This is a genomic window from Arthrobacter sp. SIMBA_036 (genome assembly GCF_046535135.1).
Lineage (GTDB): Bacteria > Actinomycetota > Actinomycetes > Actinomycetales > Micrococcaceae > Arthrobacter.
Genome location: NZ_JAWRXG010000002.1, coordinates 325,260 through 348,895, shown reverse-complemented (window position 1 = coordinate 348,895; position 23,636 = coordinate 325,260). Strand labels below are relative to the sequence as shown.

At 62.2% G+C, this 23,636-nt stretch carries 20 protein-coding genes; 15 read left to right on the top strand and 5 right to left on the bottom strand.

Annotation, left to right across the window (positions count from 1 at the left end; translation table 11 throughout):
* The first annotated feature begins 57 nt into the window (after positions 1-57).
* Complete coding sequence (locus SB659_RS04305) at positions 58-2,289, top strand: McrB family protein (protein ID WP_410549608.1); 2,232 nt, start codon at positions 58-60, stop codon at positions 2,287-2,289.
* A 37-nt stretch (positions 2,290-2,326) separates the two neighbouring features.
* Positions 2,327-3,538, top strand: a complete 1,212-nt coding sequence (locus SB659_RS04300) for a 5-methylcytosine restriction system specificity protein McrC (protein WP_410549679.1) — start codon at positions 2,327-2,329, stop codon at positions 3,536-3,538.
* Here SB659_RS04300 and SB659_RS04295 read toward each other — a convergent pair.
* Positions 3,535-5,205 carry a sensor histidine kinase gene (locus tag SB659_RS04295; protein ID WP_410549607.1) on the bottom strand — a complete coding sequence of 557 codons (1,671 nt, stop codon included), beginning with the start codon at positions 5,203-5,205 and terminating at the stop codon, positions 3,535-3,537. The genes SB659_RS04300 and SB659_RS04295 overlap by 4 nt on opposite strands.
* Positions 5,206-5,304: 99 nt before the next feature.
* On the opposite strand from SB659_RS04295, the gene SB659_RS04290 reads away from it, so the two are divergent.
* Positions 5,305-6,051, top strand: a complete 747-nt coding sequence (locus SB659_RS04290; RefSeq protein ID WP_284977547.1) for a response regulator transcription factor — start codon at positions 5,305-5,307, stop codon at positions 6,049-6,051.
* A 60-nt stretch (positions 6,052-6,111) separates the two neighbouring features.
* Here SB659_RS04290 and SB659_RS04285 read toward each other — a convergent pair whose 3' ends face one another.
* From SB659_RS04285 to SB659_RS04275, 3 genes are all read right to left on the bottom strand, one after another.
* Positions 6,112-6,492 (bottom strand): Hpt domain-containing protein, encoded by a 381-nt coding sequence (locus tag SB659_RS04285; protein WP_284977548.1) that lies wholly within the window; start codon positions 6,490-6,492, stop codon positions 6,112-6,114.
* Positions 6,493-6,830: 338 nt separating this feature from the next.
* Positions 6,831-7,310, bottom strand: a complete 480-nt coding sequence (locus SB659_RS04280; protein WP_410549606.1) for a very short patch repair endonuclease — start codon at positions 7,308-7,310, stop codon at positions 6,831-6,833.
* Positions 7,311-7,315: 5 nt separating this feature from the next.
* Positions 7,316-8,491, bottom strand: coding sequence for a zinc-dependent alcohol dehydrogenase (locus tag SB659_RS04275; RefSeq protein WP_410549605.1), 1,176 nt, complete (start codon positions 8,489-8,491; stop codon positions 7,316-7,318).
* Positions 8,492-8,776: 285 nt separating this feature from the next.
* On the opposite strand from SB659_RS04275, the gene SB659_RS04270 reads away from it, so the two are divergent.
* The 12 genes from SB659_RS04270 to SB659_RS04215 all read left to right on the top strand — a co-directional run bounded on the left by SB659_RS04270 (position 8,777) and on the right by SB659_RS04215 (position 19,656).
* The gene (locus SB659_RS04270) at positions 8,777-9,103 is read left to right on the top strand and encodes a hypothetical protein (RefSeq protein ID WP_284977551.1); all 327 of its coding nucleotides are present in this window, start codon (positions 8,777-8,779) and stop codon (positions 9,101-9,103) included.
* Between the two features lie 135 nt (positions 9,104-9,238).
* Positions 9,239-9,715 carry a hypothetical protein gene (locus SB659_RS04265; protein ID WP_410549604.1) on the top strand — a complete coding sequence of 159 codons (477 nt, stop codon included), beginning with the start codon at positions 9,239-9,241 and terminating at the stop codon, positions 9,713-9,715.
* 30 nt (positions 9,716-9,745) lie between these two features.
* Positions 9,746-10,357 carry an SIS domain-containing protein gene (locus tag SB659_RS04260; protein ID WP_410549603.1) on the top strand — a complete coding sequence of 204 codons (612 nt, stop codon included), beginning with the start codon at positions 9,746-9,748 and terminating at the stop codon, positions 10,355-10,357.
* 90 nt (positions 10,358-10,447) lie between these two features.
* Positions 10,448-11,518: an alkene reductase gene (locus SB659_RS04255; RefSeq protein WP_410549602.1), complete on the top strand. Its 1,071-nt coding sequence runs from the start codon at positions 10,448-10,450 to the stop codon at positions 11,516-11,518.
* Between the two features lie 62 nt (positions 11,519-11,580).
* Entirely contained in the window at positions 11,581-12,273 is a 693-nt protein-coding gene (locus tag SB659_RS04250) for a GntR family transcriptional regulator (RefSeq protein ID WP_284977555.1), read from the top strand.
* A gap of 162 nt (positions 12,274-12,435) precedes the next feature.
* Positions 12,436-13,437, top strand: coding sequence for a sugar phosphate isomerase/epimerase family protein (locus tag SB659_RS04245; RefSeq protein WP_410549601.1), 1,002 nt, complete (start codon positions 12,436-12,438; stop codon positions 13,435-13,437).
* A gap of 4 nt (positions 13,438-13,441) precedes the next feature.
* Positions 13,442-15,214 (top strand): dihydroxyacetone kinase subunit DhaL, encoded by a 1,773-nt coding sequence (gene dhaL, locus SB659_RS04240; protein ID WP_410549600.1) that lies wholly within the window; start codon positions 13,442-13,444, stop codon positions 15,212-15,214.
* A 2-nt stretch (positions 15,215-15,216) separates the two neighbouring features.
* Positions 15,217-15,699, top strand: a complete 483-nt coding sequence (locus tag SB659_RS04235) for a ribose-5-phosphate isomerase (protein WP_284974227.1) — start codon at positions 15,217-15,219, stop codon at positions 15,697-15,699.
* A 2-nt stretch (positions 15,700-15,701) separates the two neighbouring features.
* A complete protein-coding gene (locus tag SB659_RS04230) occupies positions 15,702-16,691 on the top strand; it encodes a 3-hydroxyacyl-CoA dehydrogenase family protein (RefSeq protein ID WP_410549599.1) in 990 nt (329 codons plus the stop codon).
* A 19-nt stretch (positions 16,692-16,710) separates the two neighbouring features.
* Positions 16,711-17,475 carry an SDR family NAD(P)-dependent oxidoreductase gene (locus tag SB659_RS04225; protein WP_284974229.1) on the top strand — a complete coding sequence of 255 codons (765 nt, stop codon included), beginning with the start codon at positions 16,711-16,713 and terminating at the stop codon, positions 17,473-17,475.
* Between the two features lie 33 nt (positions 17,476-17,508).
* Positions 17,509-18,858 (top strand): MFS transporter, encoded by a 1,350-nt coding sequence (locus SB659_RS04220; RefSeq protein ID WP_410549598.1) that lies wholly within the window; start codon positions 17,509-17,511, stop codon positions 18,856-18,858.
* 21 nt (positions 18,859-18,879) lie between these two features.
* Positions 18,880-19,656, top strand: coding sequence for a triose-phosphate isomerase family protein (locus tag SB659_RS04215; protein WP_410549678.1), 777 nt, complete (start codon positions 18,880-18,882; stop codon positions 19,654-19,656).
* Here the strand turns inward: SB659_RS04215 and SB659_RS04210 are convergent.
* Entirely contained in the window at positions 19,653-23,279 is a 3,627-nt protein-coding gene (locus SB659_RS04210) for a TM0106 family RecB-like putative nuclease (RefSeq protein ID WP_410549597.1), read from the bottom strand. The two genes, SB659_RS04215 and SB659_RS04210, sit on opposite strands and share 4 nt — an antisense overlap.
* Positions 23,280-23,636 lie beyond the last annotated feature (357 nt).

Here is a 23,636-nt window from a genome sequence, read left to right as displayed (position 1 = left end):
TCGTGAGCCTGTGGATAGCCGGATGCTTGGGTAAGCCAAACAAGGTAAGTTGTCAGGGTGACTCCCACCGCCAAACCTGACCTTGACCGCGCCCCCGGGATCTCCAAGGAGATCGAGGATGCAGCGTGGTTTGTGCTCGGTCCTGCGCTGCAGGGAAAACCTTCGGCGTTGGACGGCAGCACTCTGACGTGGACGGCCGAAGCCGCCGAGGAGTTACTCGAACGGCTGGAACGCGGGGTCGGGGATTCCAAAGCGCCCATGATGACCAACCTGCGCCAAAACCTGGAAGGCGCGTCCCGCGAGGCCAAGCTCCTGGCAGTGGAGTTGCTGTTCCTGCAGTCCTTGCCGCTGGCCCACGAGGTCAAGTCCCTCAGGGTGAAGCGGGCACGCGTCGCCGAGGCTGCGTCCTGGGTGGAGCCGCCAATTGAGCTTCCCGAGGAACTCTACGAAGGCTTGACGGACCACGGAGTCATCCGGGACCGCACCGCGGAGTTCAACTGGACCATCTGGGACCACCTGATGTGGCTTTGCCGCTTCGTCATCCATCTGGACACCCAAAGCACCGCAACCATCAACAAGGCCCTCGCGGACCCCCTGAAGTTCCACGAACTCGCCGCCGGCACCCCCGAGGACCAGCCCGCCCTGCGGCGCAGCATCGAGTATCTGGTGTGGCCCAGTTACTTTGAGCCGGTGGTGGCGGACGTTGAGCGCCAAGAGATCCGGGACGCTTTTGCCTCGCTGGTCGGCGGGGCCAAGGGTGACTCGGATGAGGACATTACCGCGGACATCCACAGGATCCGGCTGCACCTTGACGAGCAGGCCGGCCAGCGGATCGATTGGTACGACAGGCAGTTGGTCAGCCAGTGGCGCAAAGTAGGCGATCCCGGCCGCCGGTCCTGGCTTCTTCGGACCCACCACGACAACGCCGAGTTGCTCGCCGCCTGGGCAGCCGAGGAGAAGGCAACCCTGGACGTGGAACACCTGCGCTCGCTGTCGGCCGGTGTGACCGCCGGCGTGGTGCAACGTGCCGTTGACGAGGATTACAAGCACTTGGGTTACGTGGAGAGGGAGGACACCAAGACCGCGGTTTTCGCCTTCCTCACCGTCATGAAACCAGGGGACCTCACGCTGTACCAGCACGCCGGCCGCGTCCGCGTGGGCGTTGTGTTGGGCGAGCCGGAACACCAGGAGGACAACCGCGGCATCCGCCGCAAGGTCCGCTGGTTCGAGGACAGCTATGCCATCTCCGAACTCCCTCGCCACGCACAGAGGCAGCTCTCCACTCCGGGCATCATCGTGGACGTTACCCGGGTCATCCAGGCCCTGCAGGAACTGCTTCCTGTCGAGGCCGAAACCGACGGCGAGGAAGAGGTCCCGCCCACCGCCGTCGTCGAGGTTGTCCAGCAGGGTTTCCGTCCCCTGACGGAGGCGTTCGCCGAGTCCCTCCACATGGACCTGGAGCCCTTGCAGGAGATTGCGGAGCTCCTTGAAGAGAACCGGCAGCTGGTCCTTTATGGTCCTCCCGGTACCGGAAAAACGTACTTGGCCAAGCACCTCGCGGCCGAGCTCGCGGGGGACAGCACCGATGAGCGTGTGAAGCTGGTGCAGTTCCATCCGTCTTATGCCTATGAGGATTTCTTCGAGGGTTACCGACCCGACAAGACCGACGACGGCCAGGTCTCCTTCAAGCTCGTTGCCGGCCCGCTTCGCCGCCTCGCGGAGGAGGCAGCCAAGCCGGAGAACGCGCACAAGCCCTACTTCCTGATCATCGACGAGATGAACCGGGCAAACCTGGCAAAAGTCTTCGGTGAGCTGTACTTCCTCCTTGAATACCGGGACGATCGCATCTACCTGCAGTACAGCCCCAACGAGCCCTTCAGCTTGCCGGACAACCTGTACATCATCGGCACCATGAACACCGCGGACCGATCCATTGCCATGATGGACGCCGCCATCCGCCGTCGCTTCGCCTTCATTGAACTCCATCCGAAAGTGGAACCGGTCCGGGGTTCCCTGCGCCGGTTCCTGCAGGCCCGCGGACTGGACACCCTCAACGCCGATCTCTTGGATGCGCTGAACGATGCAATCGATGATTGGGACCGCGACCTCATGATCGGGCCGTCCTATTTCATGAAGAACGCCGCGCAAAACCCCACAGGCTTGCGACGTATCTGGAAATACGAGCTCATGCCACTGCTGGAGGAGCACTATCACGGACAGTTGAACCGGGCGCAGTTGGAAGAACGCTTCGGCCTTGACCAGTTGCTGGGACGACTTGCGGCCCGCTGACCGCCGTCCCACGGGTGAAGCTCCCCGGCATGTGGTCATGGACGAGCTTTCCGGCGGCGTGGTGGACAAGCTCGAGCCCGAGTCCGCGGCATTCATCAACGCCAGCGGCCTGGCCAAGGTTTCGCCCATCGGCATGGGTCTTTACCGCATTGAGCCGATCGGAAAGGTCGGCTCCGTGCGGACCGCGTCGGTCCAACTTGAGGTTCGGCCCAAGGATCGGCTTGGCCTCAGCCGGCTGCTCTTCCTGCTCAGTTACGCCGGGGAGCAAGGATTCGGTGAGCACTTAGTAGAGGCAGCGGAGCACCCGGATTTATGGAGCGCGCTGGCCGAATCACTGGCACAGCTGGCTGACAGGGCTTTGAGCCGGGGAGTGTTGCAGGGTTATCTGACGGTGGAGGAGTCGTTACGGACCGTCAAGGGCCGCATCCGAATTTCAGACCAGATTTCGCGTCGCCCAGGGATGATGGTTCCGCTGGAAGTCTCCTATGACGAATTCACGGAGGACATCGCCGAGAACCGGATCCTCCGGGCCGCCCTGGAGCGGATGGGGCAAGTACCCGGAGTTCGTCCTGACGTCCTCAGCCGTTTACGCCAGCTCAAGGGAAAGCTCGACGCCGTCACCCGCCTTCAGTCCGGCGCACCCCTGCCGCCGTGGCGTGCCAGCCGCATGAACGCCCGATACCACGCCGTGTTGCGGTTGGCCGAGGTCATCCTGCGGAATGCTTCGGCGGAGGCCGGAGTCGGCAAACAGCAGACTGCATCGTTCGTGGTGGACATGGGGCAGGTCTTCGAAGAGTTTGTGGGGACGGCCCTGCGCAGTGCCATGAGCGCCTACCCAGGTGAGATGCGCCTGCAGTACGGGGCCATCCTGAATGAGGCTGTGCGTGACTCGGACCGCCTGACGGTAAGGCCGGATGCGGTACATTTCCTCGGTGGCCGGCCCGTGGTGGTCTACGACACAAAGTACAAGGCAGCCTCCGACGCCGGAGCCTCCGTAAGTGCCGACCACTACCAATTGCTGGCGTACTGCACAGCGCTCCGGGTACCCACCGCGTGGCTCGTTTACGCGGGGCCCGGGGAGATCAAATTACGGCGCATCCTTAACACGGACATCGACATCGTGGAGTACCCGCTGGACCTGTCCAGGCCGCCGTCGGAGATCCTGGCAGCCGTGGCGGATCTCGCCGAACAGTCGTGGGGCGAGGTAGTCCGCCAAGCGGTAGCAGACCTCCCCGGGCAGGACGGCTAGGCCGGCACCTTCACCGTGAACGTGGTTCCCCGGCCGGGTTGGCTATCAAGGGTGATGGTACCGCCATGGGCCTCGACGATTGCCTTGCTGATGGGAAGGCCAAGGCCGACGCCGGGGATGGTGCTGTTGCGCACACCGCCCGCCCGGAAAAACTTGGTGAACGCCTCCGCCTGTTCATCATCGGTCATGCCCATCCCGGTGTCACTGACGCGGCAGAAGACGAAGTTCGAGTCCTCCCACGCCGCTACCTCCACGTCGCCGCCGTCGGGCGAGTACTTGATGGCATTGGAGACCAGGTTGTCCAGCACTTGTGCCATCCGTGAGGAGTCCACGTGTGCTTCCAGGGCCTCGGGGACGTCCATGGAGAGACGTATGCCGGCCTTCGCGGCGCGTGGCTCGGCTGATGTGACGCTACCCCGCACCAGTTCGGCCACGTCCACGGCGTGCGGCTGGATGACGATGTGGCCGGAGCGCACTGACAGCAGGTCGGAGACGAGGGTCAACAGGCGTTCGGCGTTGCGGCGGACGATGTTCAATTGGGCCTTGGCTGCAGCGTCGAGTCCATGGGGATCATCAAGGATGAGCTCAACATAGCCCAGGATGGATGTCAGGGGAGTGCGGAACTCATGGGAGACGTTGGCAACAAAATCGTCCTTCGCCGCCAGTGCGTTGACCAGGTCCGTGACGTCGCTGAAGACCACCACCGAACCTGCGAACTTGCCGCCGTCGTCCGTCATGGGCCGGGCACTCGCGGTGAAGGCGCGCTGGTCTTTGGCTGTGCCAATCCAGATCAGCTGATCTGTGAAGCGTTCCCCGAGGACCGCTCGCCGCACCGGACGGCGATCCGCCGCCAAGGGTGAGGTCCTGTCCCTGTCGAATATGAGCAGCTCCGCCTCGGCGGGGTTCGGATTCCCTGGCGGCGCGGCCAAGGCATGTGTTTGGCGTTGCCTGCGGTTCATGAGGATGTCCTGCCCGTCACTGTCGACGGCGACGACGCCCAACGGGAGTGCCTCCATGACGGTGTTCAGGAGCCGTTCCTGCGTGGTGCTGACATCCAAGGCCTTCTTGAGTGCTGCATCCTTTTCTTTCAAAGCACGTTGCTGGCGCACCACGCTCAGGGTCAACACGCTGACCGAAATGCCAATGCCAAGCATCAGGATCGGGAACAGAAGGGGTTTGGTGATGTCTTGCTCGGTAAGGGCGCCGCGGACGAATAGCGGCACCCAAACTATTCCCAGCGGTCCGAGGAATGACATGAAGATTGCGAGCCTGGGGTAAAGACCGGACGCGCACAGCCAAATAACCGGCAGAACCACCAGGACACTGAGGCCGGTAATGGAATCCACCGACCCTTCGCGGGCGAATCCTATGGAGACCATGTCCAGGATCGGGATCGAAAGGAAGCTCGCATAGGGCAGGCGATCCCATGGCAACAGCACGCAAAGGGCCAGGAGGATCGTCTGACTTAGCAGGTAGATGACGAACAGTTCATTATCCAGCGTGGCGGGGAAATACAGCCATACCAAAATGGCGGAAATACACACACAAACGGACAACGGCAATTGGCTGAGGACCACCCGTATCCGGAGCGAATGTTCGTGGAATGAGCGCTCGAACACCAAGAGTTTCTTCTTCTCGCTCATGTCCCACGGTGAGGGGTGGGTCATGGCAGGACCACAAAGGTTGCAGAAGAAGTTCGATTCATGAGATTAGCCTAACCATAATGGATATACTGCTGAGGTTATCGAATGGGGCTGAGGGGCGCGATGAGTGAAGCACGTGTGGGGCTGGTTATTGAAGATGACCAGGATATTCGCGAGTTGGTTCGCGTCGTCCTATCCCAGGCAGGGTTTGACGTGCACGTTGCGTCCACCGGATCTGCCGGCGTGACCTCCGCCCGGGAGCTGAACCCCGACGTTATCACCTTGGACCTCGGGCTGCCGGACATCGATGGATTCGAAGTCGCCCGCCAGATTCGCAAATCCTCCGACGCGTACATCATCATGCTCACCGCGCGCGCCGAGGAGTTGGACACCTTGATGGGCCTGGAAGCAGGCGGCGACGACTACCTCACCAAGCCGTTCCGCCCGCGCGAGTTGCGCGCCCGCGTGGAGGCCATGATGCGCAGGCCGCGTGCGTCGTCGGAGTCCAAGCCAGTGACGGAAGAACTGCCGGATCCGGAGATAACGCACAACGGCTTGGCCGTTTCCGCCGGCTCGCGCACTGCAGTGCTGAACGGCAGGGAGCTCAAGCTCACCCGCACCGAATTCGACCTCCTCCTCGCATTGCTTGAAACCGGCAGGATCGTGCGGACCAAGGCGGATCTGGCGCGTCGCCTGCGGAACGAACAGTACGACGTCGGAAGTTACGTCAGCGATGCCGACGAGCGTGCCGTTGAGGTGCACATGGGGAATTTGCGGAAGAAGCTCGGGGACAGTATCCAGACTCCCCACTGGCTGGAAACAGTCCGAGGTGTCGGCTACAGGCTGGCCCCGTCTGCCAGCAACAACTAGGCGGCCAGCAACAACTAGGCGGCCAGCAAAAATTAGGCTGTCAGCAACAAATACGCGGCCTTAGGATAGCGGTGTCTCGAGCTCGTAAATCGTGCCGAAGACAAAGTGCTCCATTTCGGTGACCTGCAGCTTGAGCTCGCTCAGGTGTTGGCCGCTGGGCAGCAATCGGAGCCTGATTTCCATCTCGGTGGCCAAGCGGTTCATGCAGATAGCGCCCACCATGGCGCTGGATGTCTTCAGGCTCAGTACGGCGTCCATGGCATCTTCCATGTCCAGGTTTTCCAAGGCGCGATGAAGGCGCGATACCCGCCACGGCAGAAGCGCAACGTAATTGCGGACAAAGGCAAGGATGATGCCCTGATCGCCTCCCAACTCCGCTTGAAGTTCTGTCAGGACGGTATGGTCCACCAAGGAATCGGTGCACTCGTCATACTCGGACACCAGACTCCTCCCGCCCCGAAACAATAGATTCACGCTTCAACAGTAGGACTCGTGGAAGTGCCCGCGGGCCATCCAAGCAAAGATTGATCCAATCTTGAGCGGACTCAGAGGCAGACTTGATCCCCCTCTCAGAGAGTGGAAAAGAACCGAAGAATGGTCACTGATTGGGGAGCACAGGCGTGGATGAAAGCACCGGAAATTCCGTGAACCAGAGGGCTCGCCCACCAGTGGGGATTGCGGCCGCCGTGGGCATTTGCCTCGTCGTCTTGCTGGGCATCGGCGGTTCCTCGGCGTACTCTCTCTGGGGCCAGGGCTCTGTCCATGACCGCTCGACCCAGTCAGGAACGTCCTCCCACGCCGGACGATAACTGGCTGCTTTTTCCCGCAGCGGCGTCGAGAAACGCCCTCATCCGGTCTTCGAGAGCCGAGCGGTCTTTGAGTTCGCATTCCCACACTGTCAACACTTCCCAGCCGGCGGCCTCCAGTTCGTGGCGCTTTTGGGCATCCCGTTCGCGGGTGCGGGTCCTTTTGGTCGCCCAGAATTCTGCGTTGGCGGCCGGTGCGTGCTGCCCCGCTTTGCAGTCATGGAAGTGCCAAAAGCAGCCGTTGACGAAGATGACCTTGTGCCTCCCGGCGAAGACGAGGTCGGGACGGCCCGGGAGGCGGGTCTGCCCGTACTGGCCGTGCAGTCGATACCTGTAACCCTTGGCATGCAGCAGAGCACGGACCAGCAATTCCGGCTTGGTGTCCTTGCCCCGGATTTTGGACATGTTGCTGCTACGCTGCTCCCGCGTCAGGCGGTCCCGCCCTTGGTCCACCACTGCTATGGCTTGAGCACCACCTTGATGCAGCCGTCCTGCTTCTTCTGGAACTTTTCGTAGAGCGCAGGTGCCTCATCAAGTGAGCCCGTGTGGGTGACCAGGTGCATGACTCCCAGCGGATCGGCGTCGTCCTCTACCAAGGGGAGGAGTTGGTTAGTCCAGCTTCGAACGTTGCATTGCCCCATCCTCAACTGGATTTGCTTATCGAACATCGTCATCAGCGGCATCGGGTCTGCTTGCCCGCCATACACGCCGCTCAGGGAGATGGTTCCGCCGCGGCGCACGAGGTCGATTGCCGTATGGAGGGCTGCCAGCCTATCGACGCTCATGGTTTCCATCGCCACTTGTGCAGGCTTGTCCGGGAGCAGCGAGACGGCCTTGTGCAGGAACGACGCCACCGGGGAACCATGAGCTTCCATCCCCACCGCATCCACCACCGAATCCGGTCCTCGTCCCAATGTTTCCTCACGGATTTTGCCGGATACGTCCGGGCTGTAGTCCATCGTCTCCACGCCGTGGGCCTCAGCCATGGCCCGGCGCTCGGGGACGGGATCCACGCCAATCACCCGGAAGCCTTTGTGGACGCCGATCCGGGCGGCAAATTGCCCCACGGGTCCCAGCCCCAACACGGCCAAGGTCCCTCCCTCCGGAACGTTGGCGTACTCCACCGCTTGCCAAGCTGTAGGAAGGATGTCCGAGAGGAAAAGATAGCGCTCGTCCGGTGCATCGGAGTCGACTTTCACAGGGCCATAGTCCGCGAAGGGAACGCGCAAGTACTGTGCTTGTCCGCCCGGAACGGAGCCGTAGAGTTCCGAGTAGCCAAACAGCGCCGCCCCTGATCCTTTCGACGTGACTTGCGTGGTTTCGCACTGGGACTGCAGGCCTTGGTTGCACATGTAGCAGTGCCCGCAGGAGATGTTGAACGGAATGACAACCCGGTCGCCCTTTTTGAGCCGGTGGACCTCCGCGCCCACCTCTTCCACAATCCCCATGGGTTCGTGCCCGATCACATCCCCTTTGTGCATGTACGGGCCAAGGACTTCATAGAGGTGCAAATCAGAGCCACAAATGGCAGAGGACGTGATGCGGACGATAGCGTCTGTCGGTTCCTGGAGAGCGGGATCGGGTACGTCGATGACGCTCACGGAGCGCCTGCCTTGCCAAGTAACTGCTTTCACGTTGTGGTACTCCCTGCGTTGTGGCTGGGTTGTCCCGCGCTGCAGGAGACCTTTCCAGCGAAGCAGAGAAGATGGGTGGGCACAAGGCATTCACAAGAACAACTAGTAAGCAACCTGATCATTGGTTTACCATTACTGCAAGGGGAGTAACCGGGCAGAGCTGACGGAGGAGTGACCACATTGTCCACCACAAAGAAACCGTATATCCGGGGGGCCGCATCTCATGCTGAGGTGAAGGCCCTGATCTGTTCGGCCTGCCATTCCGCAGACCACCTGAATTTGGAAATGATTGAATCCATAGAGCCGCACCCCGGAGATCTCCTGGTGTTGGTTTCCTATAAGTGCATGACGTGCGAGGCGTCCTACTCCCATACCGCGGCGTTCCATGATGTTGCCGAGGTCCTTAACCGCGCTGGAACAGTGTCCGGCCTTCTGCAGTTCGGCGGGGAATACTTCCATTGCGGGGAACCAATGAGCTTTGCTAACTCCTCGGCGCGGAGCCTCTACGCGCCCATGTCCACCGAAGACGTCGACGACGGCCTGCTCGATGTCTACCTGCAGACCCGCGTGCTGCAATGCCGCTGCGGATTCCGGATGGAGCTACCCGCCTAAGTTCCCTGAGATTGGGGTGCTCATAGGGGTTGCGGCGCTACGCCACCGTTTAGGACGATGTGAGCAGGGGTACAGCTCGGGTAGAAGGTCAAGGGCGGCGCCGATGAAAGGCCGCACAACAGGGAGGTAGCCGGCATGGACACTGGACAAGTGGTACTGATCATTGTCATCGTCGTCATTGTTATTGCGGCGATAGTTGTGGCCGCAACCATCGGCCGCCGGAAGAAGGCGGAGGTGAACCGCCGTCGAGCCGCTGAGTTGCGTGAGAAGGCGGACCAAGAAGCCATAGGCGCCCACCAGGCCAAAGCTGAATCCGCCCAAGCCGAAGCCGCTGCGCTGCAGGCCGAGGTGGAAGCGAATCGTCTTCGCCGCGATGCCGAGCAGCACGCCCAAAAGGCTGACGAGGCCCACGGGCGGGTGGAAGAACATCTTCGCCACGCCGAGAAGCTCGATCCCAACGCCGGCAGGGACTCCGGTTCAAACGGCTTGCCCTCTGGTGGTTCCCGCTCACATGACGCGGACCGCTCTGATGCCGCCGAAGGTGAAAACGTGACCCGCAACCGTGCAGGGCACGACGGCGGTGCGACCCGCGAAGACGACGGGAACCGTTAGCTTTTCGATCAGGCAAAAGGGAGGCGGGTAGTGAGCATCGTGGTGAGGAGAACAGGCCGGGACGTGCGCTCGAACGAGTCGAAAGCGAACCGGCATGCAGTGGACGTGGTTCTTGGACATTTGGGCGAGATTGGGCCGGCAGTAGCTGCGCTCCGCAGGGAGTCCTCGCGACTTGCTGAATGGGGCGAGGAGTTGGCTCGCGTCCGGCGGCGGGGCGGCAGTGTTTTCGCCGCAGGAAGCGACACCTCTGCGCACGAAGCCGAGCGCTTCACGTCTGAACTGGCAGCCCACGATCCCACGGGAGGCTCGGGCTTCAAAGCAATATCCCTGAGCAAGGACTCCGATGGCGCCGGAAGCCTCGCCGAGCAGGTCCCGCACTTGGTGCGCGAGGGCGACGTCGTCGTCCTGCTGGCTGCCAGGGAAATCACTGATGATCTCCGGGATGCCGCGGCTGCGGCGAAATCTGCGGGAGCCCGCGTCTGGGCACTGACTGGCAGTGAATCCAAGGACCTTGACCGTTCGGTCAACGAATCCATTTGCATCAACACAGATCCTCCTCATGCTGAAGAAGCCCACTTGGTGGCTGTACTGGCTTTGTGCGAGTGCTTTGACGACGCGCTCAAAGAGGGCCAGACCGGTTAGACGGAGTGTGATCTGCCCCTCCTCCGGAATAGTTGCAAGCGCCGTGCAGTTACGCAGAATGAACGTGTTTCACTCTGAAAGGAACTGCGCATGCTGTTTTCTCCCCTGGCCCTCGGCGAACTCGAACTCTCCAACCGACTGGTGATGGCCCCCCTCACCCGCCTCCGTGCGGGAGAAGATGGCGTGCCGGGTCCTTTGATCGCCGAGCACTACCGTCAGCGGGCTTCCCTCGGCCTGATCGTCAGCGAAGGCACCTACCCGGTCCGGGCAGGGCAGTCCTACCCCGGGCAGCCTGGCCTCGTCACTGAGGAGCAGATTGCGGGCTGGAAGAAGGTCACCGACGGCGTCCACGCCGAGGATGGCCGGATGTTCGCCCAGATCATGCACGGTGGGCGCGTCTCGCACGCCGATATCACTGGTGGTGCAGAGATCGTTGGCCCCAGCGCCGTCGCGATTGACGCTGAAGTCCGCACCCCAAACGGCAAGCAGCCTTATCCGGTGCCGCGCGAGCTTCGCACGGACGAACTGCCGGGTGTCATCCAGGAAATCGTCACAGCGTCCAAGAACGCTATCGAGGCAGGATTCGACGGCGTGGAACTCCACTCCGCCAACGGCTACTTGCTCCACGAATTCCTGGCCCCCAACTCGAACGTCCGTACCGACAGCTATGGCGGCTCCCCGCAGAACCGGGCACGGTTCGTGATCGAGACGGTCAACGCAGTAGTGGAAGCCCTTGGGGCAAACCGCGTGGGCATCCGGATCTCGCCCGAACACAATGTCCAGGGCATCGCGGAGACGGATGCTGCTGACGTGCGCGCAACGTACGAGGTCTTGGTGGAAACCATTGCGCCCCTGAACCTGGCTTACCTGAGCATCCTGCACCACGATCCCAAGAGTGCGTTGGTGCAGGACCTGCGTGAGCGTTTCAATGGGACTTTCCTGGTGAATACAGGCTTCAGCGAGATCACCACCCGGGAAGATGCCCTTGCCATCATGGAAGAGGGCCTCGCTGACGCAGTGGTTGTCGGCCGCCCGGCGATTGCCAACCCGGATCTTGCCAGGCGCTGGCGTGAAAGCTTGCCGCTCAACGAGCCGGACGCTTCCACCTTCTACGCGGATGGCGCCACGGGTTACACGGATTACCCGTTCTACGCGAACTAAAGCAGGACGGCATGTGACACAGCCGTAGGGGCCACGCACCGGGTTCCTATAGGATTTGTGACATGCCTGATGCATCCGCTGCCCGTGCCGGCTTTCCCGTAAGCCGCCAAGTTCTGGCCGACCATGTCTATGAGGCACTCCTCGAGTGGCTCATGGACGGTCGGCTGGAACCCGGGGCAGCGGTAAGCATCGATGGCATGGCCCGGGAGCTTGATGTTTCGCCCACGCCGGTGCGGGAGGCGCTCGCCAGGCTGGAGCACACGGGCATGGTCCGCCGGGTAGCGCTCAAGGGATACCGAGTTGCTCCGGTATTCACCCGTGAGGACTTCGCGGAGCTCATGGAAGCCCGGCTCTCCATCGAGCCAGTGAATGCCCGACTTGCCTGTTCCCGGATGACGGCGGAGGGGCTGGAGTCACTAAAGCAGGCCGTGGAGGACCTCCGGAATGCGCCTCGTGGCGGCAGTTTCGCCGAATACCGAAGCTATCTCGAAGCCGATGAACGCTTCCACCAGATCATTGCAGCCCAAGCCAAGAACCAATTCCTGCTCACTGCCTACAACACCCTAGGTGGTCAGATCCAGCGGTTCCGCCTGTTCGGGGGAGTAGGGATCACCGACGCTGAGCAGGCAATTGCTGAACACCAAGCGGTCCTCGATGCATTGGCCAGCGGCGACCCTGAGACGGCCGCCGCCATGATGACCGAGCACGTGCAGAAGGTGCGTGGCCGGGCTATGGCGGACGCGCCCGCGGAATGACGGGCGAAAGGCTTGTCGCCGTCGGGTTATCGTCTTTCTGAGGTCCTTTCTGGGTGCCAGCACCTGAGCTATAGGATCTAGGAAAATGCATAAAAAGTCTTGACAGGTTCCGCTCGTTCGTAAATCCTATAGGAAACAGGATTCCACGAAGGAGTGACCACTATGGCGTACACCGCCAAGGATTGGCCCATAACAGCGGCCCTCCTGCAGTTCCCCGGCACCGACGCCGCGGGTCAGGACATCAACGACGCCGACGCTTCCACGTGGGCTTCCGTCCTCCAGGAAGTCAAGGAAGCCGGCTTTGAGAACGCAGACCTCACGGACAGTTGGGTCCGCCCGGGAGACCTCCGCAGGGAGCGTCTGGCCGAGTTCAAGCAAACCGCGGAAGAAGTAGGTATCGGCGTGCCGGTTATCTCCGCTATCCGTCGCAGCGTGATCCACCAGACGGACTGGGCCGAGAACCTTGCCTATAGCCACCGCACCATCGACGCCGCAGCTGAGCTTGGCTGTGAAGTTGTTTCCTTCGGACTGCACCAGGCCATCACGCCCGAACAGCAGAAACAGCTCTGGTTCTGGACTGTGGAGGGCTACAAGGACCCGGTCGGAGACAAAGAAGCCTGGGGCAACGCCGTCTCCCGCACCCGTGAGCTCGGCAAGCACGCGGCTGAAGCCGGCATTCTGGTGTCCCTTGAGATGTATGAGGACACCTTCCTCGGCACCGCTGACTCCTCGGTCCAGTTGGTCCAGGACATTGGGTTGGACAACGTAGGCCTCAACCCCGACATCGGCAACCTGATCCGCCTGCACCGGCCCATCGAGGATTGGCGGGAGATGGTGGCCAAGACCCTCCCGTACTCCAATTACTGGCACATGAAGAACTACCTCCGGGATGAAGACGTGGCCCGCGACAGCTACATCACCATGCCTGCTCCCATGGAAAGTGGCCTCATCAACTACCGCGAGGCCTTCAAATTTGCCCTCTCCGTGGGCTTCCAAGGAATCCTCTGCACCGAGCACTACGGCGGCGACGGACTGAGCGTCACGGCGAGCAACCAGGAGTACCTCCGCAGGCACGTCCTGCCGAAGACGGATGGTTACGCACTTGGCAAGAGCCAGGTAGCGCAGGGCCGCCAAGAACCGGCAACAGAGCTCGCAGGAGTCTAGGGAAATGACTCAAATCTTTGACAATCCGGCAGAATTTGCCGATGAAGCCCTCGACGGTTTCGTGGCCGCAAACCGCGGCTACGTGGCCCGCGTTGATGGGGGAGTGGTCCGTTCAACCGAGATCCCTGCCGGTCAGGTTGCCCTTGTTGTAGGCGGAGGCTCCGGTCACTACCCTGCGTTTGCCGGACTGGTAGGCCCGGGACTGGCTGCGGGTTCAGCCTGCGGCAACATGTTTGCCTCCCCAGCTGCCGGGCAGGTCTACCGGGTGGCCAAGGCCGCCAACGCCGGAGGCGGAGTCCTGCTCAGCTACGGCAACTACGCCGGTGATGTCTTGCATTTCGGACAAGCCCAGCTCCGGCTCAACGCGGAGGGCATCGAAACCCGCACTGTCACCGTCACGGACGACATCGCCAGCGCACCGATAGACCAACCCGAGAAGCGTCGCGGGATCGCGGGGGACCTCACCGTTTTCAAGATCGCCGGCGCTGCCGCCGAAGCGGGCCTGGACTTGGACGACGTCGAACGCTTGGCCATCAAGGCCAACTACCGGACGCGGTCATTGGGTGTTGCCTTTGATGGTTGCACGCTTCCCGGTGCCAACGATCCGCTGTTCCATGTACCGGCCGGTCAGATGTCGCTTGGCCTGGGAATCCACGGCGAGCCCGGGATTTCCGAGCATCCCATGCCCACGGCGTCCGAGCTCGCCGAACTCCTGGTGTCCAAGCTCCTCGCGGACAAACCGGAGGATGCGGGCGAGCGAGTGGTCGCCATCGTCAATGGTCTGGGCACGGTGAAGTACGACGAACTTTTCCTGCTCTACGGCAAAATCGAGAAGCTGCTGACCGCGGCTGGGCTCAGCGTCGTGGAGCCGGAATGCGGTGAATTGGTGACCAGCCTGGACATGTCCGGCCTGTCGTTGACGCTCTTGTGGTTGGACGACGAACTCGAACAGTTGTGGGCCGCGCCCGCCGATACGCCCGCGTTCCGGAAAGGCAGCATGTCTCCCCGCGCCGCGCGGGCCGATGTCGGGGCCACCCAAGCCGGCGTGGCCCAGGCAGGGGCCGTGACCGAACAGCCCACAGTCGCTGCCGCCGAGCTCGGACGGCTGGCGGTTGCTGTTCTCGCCGAGGTTCGGGACGTCGTGGTCGAGCATGAGGACGAACTAGGCAAGCTCGATGCCATCGCAGGCGACGGCGATCACGGCATTGGTATGCGCCGCGGCGTGGATGCAGCGGCCGCGGCCGGAAAAGCAGCCTCCGGCTCCTCGGTGCAGCGCATTCTGGAAGCCGCCGGGGAAGCCTGGAGCGAAAAGGCAGGCGGAACCTCCGGTGCGCTGTGGGGTTCGGCTGTCATCGCGGCCGGGCAATCGCTCGCAAACCGCGAAACGTACGCTTCTGCAGATGCAGCCGCGGCGGTCAAGGCATTCGTCCGTGCCATCACCGAACTAGGCAAGGCCGATCCTGGCGACAAGACCATGGTTGATGCCCTCCTTCCCTTCCGCGACGCTTTCCTGGCAGAGCTCGACGGCGGCACCCCGCTTGACCGGGCGCTGGCGGCAGCTGCGGCAGCTGCGCAGTCCGCTGCCGCAGCGACCGCTGAACTCCGGCCCCTCAAGGGCAGGGCACGCCCCTTGGCTGAGAAGAGCCTCGGCCACCCGGACCCCGGTGCGGTGTCCTTTGGCTTGATCGCAGCGCGCATCTCACAATTCATCGATTCAGAACTGGCGTCAGTTGCGGTAGCAGGACAGCTGCCGGAAACAGCCGGAAACGGAGCTTGAGCATGAGCAACAACCAAGGCTGGCGCATCGTCGTCGGCAATGACGAGGCCGGCGTCGAATACAAGCAGGCGCTTCTGGCAATGTTGGAAGCGGACCCGCGCGTTGCGTCCGTGACGGATGTGGGGGTGGGTCCGCACGACTCCACCGCGTACCCGCATGTGGCCGTTGACGCAGCCCGCAAAGTGGCCGACGGCGAAGCGGACCGCGCACTCCTGATCTGCGGCACTGGACTGGGCGTGGCCATCTCGGCCAACAAAGTTCCCGGCATCCGCGCAGTCACCGCGCACGACAGCTATTCAGTGGAACGCTCGGTGCTGAGCAACAATGCCCAAGTCCTCACGCTCGGCCAGCGGGTCATCGGCCTGGAACTGGCCAAGAAACTCGTAGGGGAGTGGCTGCAGTACCGCTTTGATGAAAACTCCTCCTCCGCCGCCAAGGTGGACGCTATCTGCTCTTACGAGCCCAACTACACGAAGGCAGTCTGATCATGACGTCAACAAATCCCCCAACCGCATCCGAAGGCACCGAGGCCCGGAAGATCGCCGTCGTTGGTTCCGGCTACATGGGCGGCGGCATTGCACAGGTTCTGGCACTGGGCGGGGCTCGCGTGGCGTTGGCCGACGTTTCCGCGGAGATCGCACAAAAGAACTACGAGCGCTTGTTGGTTGAATCGGACCAGTTCGTCGCCGATGGCCTCTTCCCGGCAGGATCCACGGAGATTCTCAAGCAAAACCTGTGGGCTGCCAAGGACATCGAGGAAGCTGTTGGTGATGCCGAATTCATCGAGGAATGCGTCCCTGAGGTCCTTGAGATCAAGCACCAGACGCTCGCCCGGATCAGCGCCGCGGCACAGCCGCATGCAGTCATCGGTTCCAACACGTCCACCATCTCCATCGCGGCTCTGGCCGAGGCGGTGACCGGGCCGGAGCGCTTCCTTGGGGTGCACTTCTCCAACCCGTCGCCCTTCATTCCCGGCGTGGAGGTGATCCCGCACGCTGGCACCGCCGCGAGCACTGTCGGCACAGCGTGCGATCTCGTGCATGCGGCCGGCAAGCAGACCGCCGTCGTCAAGGACGTCACCGGATTTGTCCTCAACCGCCTGCAGTACGCACTGTTCCACGAAGCCGCTCAGCTGGTGGAACAGGGCATCGCAACGGCCGACGACGTCGACACCCTGGTCCGTACGACCTTCGGCTTCCGCCTGCCCTTCTTCGGGCCGTTCGCCATCGCCGATATGGCCGGCCTGGACGTCTACAACTTCTGTTACAAGTCCCTGCAGACCGAATTCCCGGAACGCTTCGCTACGCCCAAGATCCTTTCCGATCTGGTGGAAGCAGGGAAGCTCGGCACCAAGACCGGCTCGGGGTTCCTCAACGTCCCGGCTGATCGGACACCGGAACTCATCGCGTACCGCAACAAGGCCTACGTCGCCATGCAAAAACTCATCGAAGAGCTTGGCCCGGCCCCCATCAACTGAGCTTTCCAGGAGCATCACTATGAACTTCCCCGCAACGCGCACGGCGATTGTCACCGGCGCAGTATCCGAGCGCGGCATCGGCCGCGCCACCGTCAACTACCTGGCCGCCCAAGGCTGGAACATCGGCATCATCGACCTCGACGACGCTGCCTGCAAAGCGGCAGCGAAGGAAATCGCAGCTGAACATGGCGTCAAAGCACACGGTGTTGGTGCCAACGTGGCCAATGAAGCGGAGGTCCGGGCGGCGATCGATGAGCTCGAAGCCGAGTTGCCGCAGATCGTTGCGCTGGCCAACGTGGCCGGCGTCAGCTCACCCATTGGTTACCTCGAACTTGAGCCCGCAGAGTGGGACCGCGTGCTGAACATCAACCTCAACGGCGTCCATTACGCCACCCGCCGTGTGGCTGAGTCCATGGTCAAAAACCGCATCGGCCGGATCGTCAACATCTCCTCGGTCTCAGCGCAGCGCGGAGGCGGCACATTCTCCAAGACCCCCTATTCGGTGGCAAAAGCCGGAGTAATTGGCTTGACCCGTGCCACGGCGCGGGAACTGGGCGGCTATGACATCACTGTCAACGCCATCTCGCCTGGCCCCATCGATACCGACATCATGGGCGGCACGCTCAGCCAAGAGCGCAAGGACGAACTCACCAAGGACCTCGTAGTCAACCGCGTTGGTTCCACGCGTGACATTGCCGCCGCCATCGCCTTCCTCATCAGTGAAGACGCCGGATACATCTCCGGGCAGACGCTGAATGTGGATGGCGGACTTTACATGCACTAAACCCCCCAACAGATTGCTCAAAGAGGAGTTTCCATGTCTGCTGCTTCAACTTCCACAAGGGAGTTGCTTGCTTCACCCGTCCTGAAGTCGGCAATCTCCAAGGCGTCGCTACGGCTGATGCCCATGATCGTCATCCTCTACGTCGTGTCCTTCCTGGACCGCACCAACGTTGGATTCGCTGAAGCCGCCCTCGGCGTGGACAAAGGAATCGGAGCAGGCGCGTACGCCCTGGGTGCCGGTATCTTCTTCATCGGTTATGCACTGTTCGAGATCCCCAGCAACCTGCTGCTGACAAAGTTCGGCGCCAAGATCTGGCTCGCCCGCATTTCCATTACCTGGGGCATTGTCTCGGCGTGTTTTGCCTTTGTCCAAGGCGAGACGTCGTTCATCATCCTGAGATTCCTCCTGGGCGTTACCGAAGCCGGTCTTTTCCCAGGTGTCATTATGTTCCTGGCCGCCTGGTTCCCCAACAAGGTACGGGTAAAGATGTTTGCGATCTTCTACCTGGCCCAGCCGTTGTCACAGATGCTTGGTGCTCCGCTGTCCGGATGGCTCATCAACATCGGAGACCAGATTCCCGGCGTCGCTGGTTGGCAAGTCATGTTCTTCGTTGAAGGTTCGCTGGCCGTCGTCGCGGGCATTGCCGCGTTCTTCTTCCTCATCAACAGCCCCCAGGATGCCAAGTTCCTCAGCAAGGAAGAAAAGGTTGCCCTGACCGATGTCATGGAGCTGGAGGACACCGTCAAGGAAGAAACCGGCCCTCGCGGCATCCTGGCGTCCATGCGCAGTGGCCGTGTCTGGTACTTCACTGTCATCTACTTCTGCCTGCAGATCGCCGTTTACGGCGTCACCTTCTACCTGCCGCAGCAGGTGGCCCAGCTGACCGGCCAGAAGGTGGGGTTCGCCGTCGGGCTCTTGGCTGCCATCCCGTGGTTCTTCGGAATCTTCGCCTGCTACTTCGTGGGCAAGGCTGCCAACACCGTGGCTCTGCGCCGGCGATGGGGCACGGTACTGTTCCTCTCAACGGGTGTGTGCATTTTCGGATCGGCCTGGGCTGGAGCAAACCACCTACCTGCGTTGGGCATCATCTGCATCACCTTGGCTGTGTGCAGCTTCTTGGCCATCGGGCCCATCTGCTGGTCCTATCCGACGGCGTTCCTCACCGGAACTGCCGCCGCTGCCGGTATCGGCCTCATCAACTCCCTGGGCAACCTGGGTGGTTTCGTCGCACCGATCCTGCGCACCACCGTCAATCAGGCCACCGCATCCGACACCGGCACCATGGGGGTCTACGCCCTCGGCGTCCTGCCGTTCCTGGCGGCGCTCATGATGTTCGGTACCCGGGCATTCAGCAACAAGGCCGATGAACTGCTGGACAAGTAAGCCGTGAGCCACCCATCTTCCATGCAGGACACCCTGTTCATTGGCGTCAGCAGCAAGATGTACATGGGCTACGCACAGAGCCTGGTGTGGCTGGAGCAATTGCTCGCAGAAGTGGACGCCCGTCCGGCCCTCGCGGCCGGGCGGGTTGTCCCGTTCGTCATCCCGTCCTTCCCGGTGCTGCCCGAGGCTGCACGCTTGATGGCCGGTACCCCCTTGCTTCTCGGTGCGCAGAACTGCGGTTGGGCTGAGGGACCGTGGACGGGCGAGGTTTCACCGTCGATGCTGGCGGAACTGGGTGCTGGCTTGGTGGAGATCGGCCATGCGGAACGACGTCAATTCTTCGCGGAGGACGATCCTATGGTGGCACTGAAGGTCCGCGCGGCGTTGGGCGCTGGGATCACACCTTTGCTCTGCGTGGGGGAGGCGGAGACTGCCGAGCCGGCGGAAGCAGCAGGTACGGTCTTCCGCCAGATCGAGGCAGCCGTGTCCGGCGACTGGTCCGCAGCCTCGAAACTCCTCATCGCGTACGAACCGGTGTGGGCAATAGGGGCACCCGAACCGGCGTCGTCCGCTTATGTGTCCCAGGTAGTTGCCGCCTTGCGCGCAGCCCTTTCCCAGTACGGCCTCTCGCGGTTGCCCGTGATTTACGGCGGCTCGGCCAAGCCGGGGCTGTTGCCCGGGCTCTCCGGGGTTTCCGGGCTTTTCCTTGGCCGCTTCGCCCATGATGCCGCGAACTTCGGTGCGGTCCTTGACGAAGCCCTCACCCTCTCGAACCGGGTCGCACGTCAGGCCGTTTAGCGGGAACCGATCGTCTTCATCTGCTGGTTAGTTGGGTGACCCGGCGTGGTGGGGCGGCCGCGCTGGCAGAGGGCCACGAACCCACCGAGGTTCTCCAGGCCCTCGGGGTGCGTGGGGAGGTAGTTGGTCAGTTCAGCTGAACGCACGACGACGGCACGCCACTGACCGCGCGAGACCGCCACGTTGATCCGGTTGCGTGAGAGCAGGAACTCCATGCCGCGCGGAACCTCTCCAGCAGCGGACGCGGCCATGGAGACGATGACAACGGGTGCTTCCTGGCCTTGGAACTTGTCCACGGTCCCTACGCGCACCTTGCCCAGACCCGCGGCCCGGAGTTCGTGCTTGATGAGCTGGACTTGGGCGTTGTAGGCGGCCACCACCAGGATGTCGGGTTGGTCGAGTGGTCTGCTGTCTTCGGAGTGGAATGGATCGAGCCAGAGCAGGCCGAGGTGCGCTTTGACCTGACGCACTACTTCCGCAGCTTCTTCGGGGGACGACGACGAGTTGCCGCTGTGTGGGACGTACACGCAGGCGACGCCTGGCTTTACTCCCTCCAGACGGCGCAACTCAGCTGCCGGTGCGGACTCCAGCCGATTGTCATAGGACAGCTCGGAGACGGCGCTGCAAAGGTCCGGGTGCATCCGCCATGACGATGCCAGGAAGTAACCCAGCTCTGGCGGCAGAGTGTTGTGGCCGTCCGATAGCCAGCCCAACGCGGATTCATCCACCGGCTCCGGATGCTTTCCTTGGGTCACTTGGGGCAGCTGTTGGGGATCGCCCAAGAGCAAAAGCCGTTTGGCCGCGCGGCTCACGGCCATGGTGTTGGCGAGGGAGAACTGCCCGGCCTCGTCGATGACCAGCAGATCCAACACCCCTGCTGGAACGTCCTTGCCCACCATGGTCCACGCCGTACCGCCAATGAGGCCGCCGCCGGCGCTGGAAAGAAGTTCCTGGACATGGCCTTTACCGCATTGCTTCCATGGCACGGGGTCGTTGTGTTTGACCTCTTTTGCTACCCGGTAGGGATCGACTCCGGCTTTCTCCACGGCCGCGCACAGCAGGTTCTCCACCACCGCATGTGATTGCCCAACTACTCCCACCTTCCAGCCTTTGGCCACGAGCGCGGCGATGACATGCGCGCCCACGTAGGTCTTGCCACTGCCCGGCGGACCTTGGACGGCGAGGTAGGAGTGTTCAAGGTCTCGAACTGCCTCAGTGATGGCATCGATGTAGCCGTCCGGCCCTGGCCTCACGGCTGGAAGCGCTGCGAGCGTGCGGAGCTTCGGGGGCTTCCGCCGAACGAGGTCCAATGCCGGGTCTTGGGGCCAATCAGGCAATGAGTCATCCAGCTTTGCAGCCAAGGCAGCCAGTGCAGCCTTCTGGCCGTTGGTGGGAATGGGGGTGTCCGGAGTCAGCGCCATGGGCACCTGGCTGAACTCGGCGGAGTCTTTGCGGAGACCTTCCCGGATAGTCGCCGTCTCCGCGTCGCCTCTTTCCCCGATCCCGATAACTTCGGTCCCTGGCCAGCCCGCCCGACCAAGTGCCGCTGATGCCTTCTCGGCAAGGGCGCCGGGCAGGGGCGCACCATACATGCGGAAGTACGTCTTCCCCGGCTCCAAGCCAGAGCCGTCCCCTGAACGGCCTATCAGTTCAACGATCCGGGCTGGGTTACTACGAGGTGTTGGTTTGGCCCAATCCTGGAGCACCAGGGCCTGTTCCACGACGAAAATGTCCCGCTCGGCAGGCCATTGGCTGGCGGGTTTCTCCAAACGGTCAAAGTGTCCCCACCAGTACTGTTTGTCCTCGCGGCGGTGATAGCCGACGCCCGCAGCAACGATAGCGATGGCCCGTGAATCGGCCGAGGCCCGCTGTTCCTCGGGGAGGCCGGCCAGGTAATCCAAGAGGGCCGTTTCCTCAGGGGCTGCCTCGTACCCGGGCGTGGATTCTTCCGGGCCACGGGGCGGGTCCCCCTCCACGACGCCGGCGCCGGCCGGCTCAATGTCACGTTCAGCCGCGAGCCTCAGCAGCCAGTTCCGCAGTTCCAACGTCGACAGGCAGTCGTACTCGTTGTAGTCGCGGATGCTGTCCAGAATGGTGGCGGCATCTTCGGCCCGTCCGACGTCCCGGGCCGTGCAATAGTCAGCGTAGGCAACCACGGAAGCTCCGGCGTCGACGACGTCCCCCGAGCGCAGATGCTGTCCCATGTACAGCGGTTCAAGTTTCTTGATGCTGTAGGAGTTTTCCGAGATGCGGATGCTGTGCCGCACGGTGTCATAGAGGTCCACCAAGACACCGTCCCGCAGGAGGTCGTCGACGGCGTTCTCACCCACTATGTGCGTCAGGGACAGATTCCTCAGCGCCGTTTTCTCGTAAGCGGCGTAGTGGTAGATATGCATGTTCGGATACTTGGCGCGCCGTTTTGCCACGTAGTCGAGGAACTCTACGAATGCTTGGCCTTCCTCGGCCCGGGAGTGAGCCCAGAAGGGCCGGAAGACCGGGTCAGCCCCGGGGCTCAGCGGGTTCTCAATGACGCCGAAGAGATACTCAAGGCCCCACTTTCCGGTGGCAGGATCCTGCCACAGGGGGTCGCCTTCAAAGTCGAAAAAGATATCACCGGGATCGGGTGCGGGAATGCGGCCCAAGGTGTTTTCAGGCAACACTTCGTAGCTGATGGCTTTGGCTTGTCCGGCTTTATCCGTGTAGTTGACGGTCCCCTCGGGATGACCGGTTCCGGTCTGAAGCCGTGCTTGCCCGCGCAGGCGCATGAACGTGGAATCGTTGGTATCCGCGGGCGATGCCGCCAGCTGATCGATGGTGGTGATTCCGGCCATGATCAGCTTTTTCCTGCGGCTCATGCGCATACCAGCAACCATCAGGAGATCCCGATGCAAGGTGACCTGTTCCGCGCAGTAGTCGCACCTGCCGCAGGCAGAGAAGCTGGAGTCACCCCACTCAACCGGGCCGCTGCCGGAAATATGCATGGCCGTCATGCCTAGGAAGCGCTCGCGGCGTTCCTTGAACACGGGAAGGATCTGGGAAAGGGGATGATCGCTATTCACCCTATTGCCAAGAACCAACGTGAGGGTGGGATCCGGAGTGATGCCCGCCTGCAGGAGTTGGTCCCCATACGCCGCCAGCTGCAAGAGGGCCGTGACTTTGGCGTGCCTGGCCAGCTTGGTGTCGTAGACGGCGTACTGGCCTCCGTGCCTCTTCACCAGGAAGTCCGAGCGGCCGTGGAATCGACCGTCAAAGAAAGCGGCTTGGAAAACCACATCCGCCCCTGACCGCAGGGCTTCAATGGACTCCGCATGCTTGGCCGCAAGGGTGGCACGATCCATTGCCTCGGCGGGAACGACGTCGTAAACGCCTCTTCCCGTGACCGGATTCCAAGCACCGAAAGTGTCCACGAACTCGTCAAGGACGCGGTGTTCGTGGACGTCCCCCAACCGTGAGGTCCGCTCCAGCATGGCATCAGCGGGAAAGTCAGGCCTTGCTGAGCGGCCAAGTTTCTCGTCAAGTTTGCGCAGCAGTTGGTATTCACACGTAGCGGCGATGACGAGGTCGCTGGCGGAAAAAACCAGGTCCGGCTGTACCCCCGCTGTCTCAGGATCGAGAAAGAACACCGCGGTCCACCTACCTTCCGTGCCAGGAATGAATGCCTTCCAGCCAAGCTATCAGCGGGCACCGACAATATAGAGGGCAAGGCATTCCTAATCGGACAATCAGCTGGGCGTCCATGTCTTTTGGGAGCCTGATCGGGCGCGAGCGTGAGGTACCTTGCTGCTGCAGGATCGCATTGAGCGCATCTTGCTGGGAACGTTTCCGAAAAAAGAATTTGTCCGTGGCGCCGAAAACGGACACCCAGAACCCCAGCCGCCGCGAGGCATCCGTGGCAGAACGCCTCGCGGCCCGCTTGTCCAAGCCTGATTCAACTACAGCACTAACCCGGCCCCCGGGATAGCCCTTGTGGAAAAGCGAAC